Genomic DNA, 4,732 nt, shown 5'->3' on the forward strand with positions numbered 1-4,732 from the left:
GCAGAAAAAGAGAGAGGGTTATCAATGTTGTCGAAGTCCAAAGCTTCACCGTGTATACTAACCTTATTTCTCTCTTTTGTTCTTTCTGATTATTGGTTAAATTTAATGAAAGACAAACTTAAGCCGTATATAATTTATTGCTAGTTCTAGCCTACTTACGAAAATCCTCGCGGATTTTCTATTCGGTTTTTATTTGCTAAATTACGTGCTTAACCACGCAACAAACCATATACAAACACGTTAGCAAACATTTGAATGGAAAACTGGATAAAAAACATACAACGACTTCGAATTGAAGATCCAGAAATTTACGAATGTAAATTTTTGTCACCAGATTATTCCCAAGAAAATGATTTAAGCTATCCGAAAATAAAAAAGTTGAGAGCGGAATGGATTAAGGTTTTTCCAAAACTTGAAAACTTAAAATATTTATTCCTTGGACATCGAGTTAATCAAGAATATTTTGAGGCAATATGTAATATTCCAAATCTTAAAGGACTTGGAGTTAAAGTTAGTCAAATAACAGATTTTAGTTCAATTGGAAAGTTGAAAAAACTTGAAAACCTCAATTTCTGTGGTAGTAAAGGAATCTCAAATCTGAGAGGAATTGAATTACTGACTGAATTGAAATATTGTAAGCTATCCCAGTTTTTCGGACTTGAAACAATTGAAGAATTATCGGAATTACACTCTCTTGAAAAACTAAACTTATTTGGAAATTATCACGGACAGAGTTTGAACTTAAAAAGTATTGAACCAATATCTGAATTGAGGAATCTTAAAGAACTTGGATTAGATATAAAAACAAAATTGGATTTAGATTCTTTGCTAAAATTAGAAAATTTGGAAACGTTAATTCTACCTGATTTCTATCATACAAAATTGAGGGAAATACTGCCAAAGCAAATTGAGTTAAGATGAAAAAACGTTTGCTAACATTGTATAACCGCAATTACGGCGGATTCGACTACGTCCGAATCCACTCGGAATTGCTAAAGTCAGTGCTTAACCGAAAATTAACGCATATTAACCCGTAACTGACGGTTATACTAGAACGTTATCTTCAATGGCTAAAAAAAACAATCCATCAAAATTTTTGTCCAAATCCTACCAGTAGAATAGACAAAACTTACGGACGGATTTCTCACTCGAACGGAACTGAATGTCAGAACGCTGGACTTCTCACTCGGGCGGGACAAAAAAAGGACTTGCCAACAGTAAACGCAAAAAAGCCCCGTAAAATAGATGTATTACGGAACTTTTTTAGCTTGAATCAATGCCTATCTTGTTCTGCCTTCGATTTGTGGATTTTCCAATACTTTATTCAAATCTAAATCTTGGAAATCAAAACTGAAATCGATAAAACGAGAAATTCCTTTCATTTTAATATTTTGAGCTTTGCCGTTTTCATCTAGCGAAAAAATGGCAAAAGCGTCAGCCTTCATATCTTGGTATTCCCATTTTATTGCAAAAGTATTTTCCTTGTATAATTCCATTTTACCATTTAACCTTGGCGACTTATATGATTTAAACCATAAATCCCCATTTTTTTCGAAAACCTCGACTTTTCCGAACCAATTATCTTCATATATGCCGACATAATTATTCTTCTTGACTTTTGAATTTTTATTTGCTTCGACTTCAGCCCAAACTTTTTCCGAATCAGGGTCGCCCATTTGTTGTCCTTGCTGTTGCATTCCCTTTGCCATTTCGAGCCAGTTGATGCCTGTTTCCAATTGTAAATATTCATCCAGTAAAATAAAGCCCATTAAACCGTTCAAAAAACCAGCCCCATCTGAATTGTTTAAAACGACTATACCAAGTTCAAGTTCTGGAATCAAAGTTACTTCCGAGGACATTCCTGCAATCAATCCCGAATGTTCGACTTTGAGAAATCCGTTGAAATCCGATAAGAACCAACCTAATCCGTACCCCGAAAAATGGACTTTAAAAGGCGACCTCGGGTCTTTCTGCCGATTCATTGGCGTATGCATACGCCACATTTCTTGTTGCTGTTGTTCCGAGAATAATGTTTTGTCCAAATCAGCACCATATTTTCCTTCGTTCAAGTGCAACAACATCCATTTACACATATCATTTGCACTAGCCCAAATTCCGCCTGCCGCACCGTTCATCTTTTGTTTTAAATTGGCATTCAAATCTGGTTTGGGATTTTGTATTGCATTCAACGTTTTACCATCAAAAGAATGTGCCACAGCAATGTTATCATTCTTAAAAGCATCATCATAGCTGGAATAAGAATTATTCATTTCCAAAGGTTTCAGAATCTCTTGGTCAATAAATATTTCCCATGTTTTTCCACTTACTCGTGCAGTAAGTTCGCCAGCGACTAAGTACAACAAATTATCATAATCAAACTTTGTCCTAAAAGCAGTCGTTGGTTCAAAGTGTTGAAAAGCGGTAAGGACATCATTGATTGTAAAATCCGAACCATCGGGAAAAATCATAAGGTCGCCAGCACCAAGTCCTAAACCACTTCGATGGGTCAAGAGGTCTTGAATGTTGAAGTTGTTCGTAACATAATCGTTGTACATTTTAAATTCGGGAATATAATCTATGACCTTATCTTCCCATTTAATTTTTCCCTGTTCAACTAAAATTGCTAATGCAGCGGACGTAAAAGCCTTGGAATTTGAGGCAATTCCAAAAGGAGTATCGGCATTTACCATTTCTTTTGAATCTACCGACTTTAAGCCATAACCTTTTACATGGACAATTTTACCGTCTTTGACAACTCCAATTGCAAAACCTGCTGTGTTGTCAAGAGTACTAATCGCCTTTTCGACTATACTGTCAATTTGAGTCGCAGTCATTTGGGCATTTACGCTTGCCGAAATCATTAGCAATATTAGAAAAGTTAATGTTTTGATTTTCAGGCTATATACACCCTCATCTATTCTGTCAATCGTTTTTGTGTTTTTCATTATAAATTGTTTTTCAGATTATTAAATATTTTGCTTTTTCCCATCTCTAGCTGAATGAAAATGATAAATATTGTTATGGTTATAGAAGTGTATGTTATAATTGAATGTTCTACTGTACGAACCCTACTTGGCAGACTAAATAGTATTCCGAGAACTACAATTAGAATGGTCGATACGATTATAGCTTTAAAGCCATTTGCCCTGTAACTGGCAATTTGCGCTTTTGAACTTTCTTGTTTTCCTATTGTTTTCAAAATAGCTTCCTCTAGGTCAATCGGCTCGTTAATTTGGTCTATACTTCCCAAGATTTCTTTTAAGTGGTCTTTATCTTCCATTTTAATAGGGTTTATTTATTTTTTCGTGCTTTAACATCTTATAAAAACTCGCTCTCCCACGATGCAAAAGGACTTTTACGTTAGACTTGGTAAAGGCGGTTATTTCTTCAATCTCTACAATGCTTTGGTCATCGATGTAATACAGTTGTAAAATCAAGGCTTCTTTTGCAGGTATTTTTTCAAATACTCTTTTTATCAGCTTCTTTAAATCTTGTTTTTGCAATTGACCTATGGCATTATTGAATGCGGTTTTTTCATCATCTGCAATTGAGTATTCTCCAATTACTTCATCTTTTCGCTTTTCCCGTTTTATGTACTGCAATGCGGTATTGACCACAATTCGATAAAACCAAGTTGAGAATTTTGCATCGTTTCTAAAGTTCGTCAGGGAAGAGTAAGCAGTAATAAAACTGTCCTGAACGACATCTTTTGCATCATCATCACGTTTGACAATTGAAATAGCCACCCCAAAAGCCTTGTTTTGATACCTTCTTATGAAGTAACCAAAAGCATTTGTGTCACCTTTTAAAAACTCATTTATGTAATGGGCATCCATAAAGGGCTACTTGCTTTTCTGTAGCCTTTTTGCCCAGAAAAATGATGCTATAAGACTTATACCACCGAACAAGAGCATAAAAGATGGATAAAAAACGACTTCGTCTATTTTAAAAGTTTTTTCGATTAAGTATGCCAAAAGCAAACCGAAAGCAATACCGACCATTAACATTCCTAATTTCAATTCTAGGTATCTGTTGTTGTTCGAGGGTGCATTTGTATCGATACCTTTTTCGATTTTAGCCAATCGCTCTAAATGCGAAGCTTTGATAAAAGTGTAGATTGTGTATCCTGCGGCAACAAATAATGCCACCAATACGATTCCTGGCCCAAAGATAAATTCATTCATTTTTTTATGTTTTAGAAGTTACATTTATATGATTATTGTCAATCCGATAAGGTTACAGAATTTGCAATATACCTTTAAAAAACTACCCTAAATCCAATAATTTCAGGGTTTTAGGACTAATCAAAAAGTCCTTTAAAAATGCAAAATGGACGGACTTCTTACTCGGGCGGAATAGAAAACGGACTAATTGGATGTGCTTACTCAGATGGGTCGCCACAGAAGATAACATTGTATATAGCTCATTGCTAGGCAAGTGCTTGATTGAAGTTTTGGGTATATTTGTGGAGACCGCCAAATCTTTTGGATTTGGCTTTTAGCGTAAAAAAGATAAAAACTTAACGCAAAAGATTTAGCTCGTGCCAGCCGGAAAGGCAAGTGCTTTTCTACGCGCAACGAGCCATATACGTTACCGTTGCCCACAATACTGACCCGTCCTGAATAAAGGCTACATAATCTTAAACAATTATGTACAAAAATGACAAAGTAATTAGACGGTATTCAGAATCTTTTAAACTCAAAATTTTAGACGAACTTACCGCCGGAAAACT

5 protein-coding genes are annotated in these 4,732 nt (G+C 35.2%); 1 reads left to right on the forward strand and 4 read right to left on the reverse strand.

The window, feature by feature from the left end:
- Positions 1-255 precede the first annotated feature (255 nt).
- A complete protein-coding gene (locus H7U19_RS16610) occupies positions 256-921 on the forward strand; it encodes a leucine-rich repeat domain-containing protein (protein ID WP_186564004.1) in 666 nt (221 codons plus the stop codon).
- A gap of 359 nt (positions 922-1,280) precedes the next feature.
- Here H7U19_RS16610 and H7U19_RS16615 read toward each other — a convergent pair whose 3' ends face one another.
- Genes H7U19_RS16615 through H7U19_RS16630 form a run of 4 tightly spaced genes read right to left on the reverse strand, consistent with a single transcriptional unit; the run spans position 1,281 to position 4,184 of the window.
- Complete coding sequence (locus H7U19_RS16615) at positions 1,281-2,945, reverse strand: serine hydrolase (RefSeq protein WP_246454838.1); 1,665 nt, start codon at positions 2,943-2,945, stop codon at positions 1,281-1,283.
- On the reverse strand, positions 2,945-3,280 hold the full coding sequence (locus H7U19_RS16620; RefSeq protein WP_186564005.1) for a hypothetical protein: 336 nt from the start codon (positions 3,278-3,280) through the stop codon (positions 2,945-2,947). Before H7U19_RS16620 ends, H7U19_RS16615 begins: the two co-directional genes overlap by 1 nt.
- Position 3,281: 1 nt before the next feature.
- Positions 3,282-3,836, reverse strand: a complete 555-nt coding sequence (locus H7U19_RS16625) for an RNA polymerase sigma factor (RefSeq protein ID WP_186564006.1) — start codon at positions 3,834-3,836, stop codon at positions 3,282-3,284.
- Positions 3,837-3,842: 6 nt separating this feature from the next.
- Positions 3,843-4,184 (reverse strand): DUF6249 domain-containing protein, encoded by a 342-nt coding sequence (locus tag H7U19_RS16630; protein WP_186564007.1) that lies wholly within the window; start codon positions 4,182-4,184, stop codon positions 3,843-3,845.
- Between the last annotated feature and the right edge of the window lie 548 nt (positions 4,185-4,732).

The sequence above is a fragment of the Hyunsoonleella aquatilis genome, from assembly GCF_014270105.1.
Taxonomy (GTDB): domain Bacteria; phylum Bacteroidota; class Bacteroidia; order Flavobacteriales; family Flavobacteriaceae; genus Jejuia; species Jejuia aquatilis.

What these genes read in the sequence shown, in the direction of transcription:
- H7U19_RS16630 (WP_186564007.1), bottom strand. Translation starts at nt 4,184, where the DNA reads ATGAATGAATTTATCTTTGGGCCAGGAATCGTATTGGTGGCATTATTT.
- H7U19_RS16625 (WP_186564006.1), bottom strand. Translation starts at nt 3,836, where the DNA reads ATGGATGCCCATTACATAAATGAGTTTTTAAAAGGTGACACAAATGCT.
- H7U19_RS16620 (WP_186564005.1), bottom strand. Translation starts at nt 3,280, where the DNA reads ATGGAAGATAAAGACCACTTAAAAGAAATCTTGGGAAGTATAGACCAA.
- H7U19_RS16615 (WP_246454838.1), bottom strand. Translation starts at nt 2,945, where the DNA reads ATGAAAAACACAAAAACGATTGACAGAATAGATGAGGGTGTATATAGC.
- H7U19_RS16610 (WP_186564004.1), top strand. Translation starts at nt 256, where the DNA reads ATGGAAAACTGGATAAAAAACATACAACGACTTCGAATTGAAGATCCA.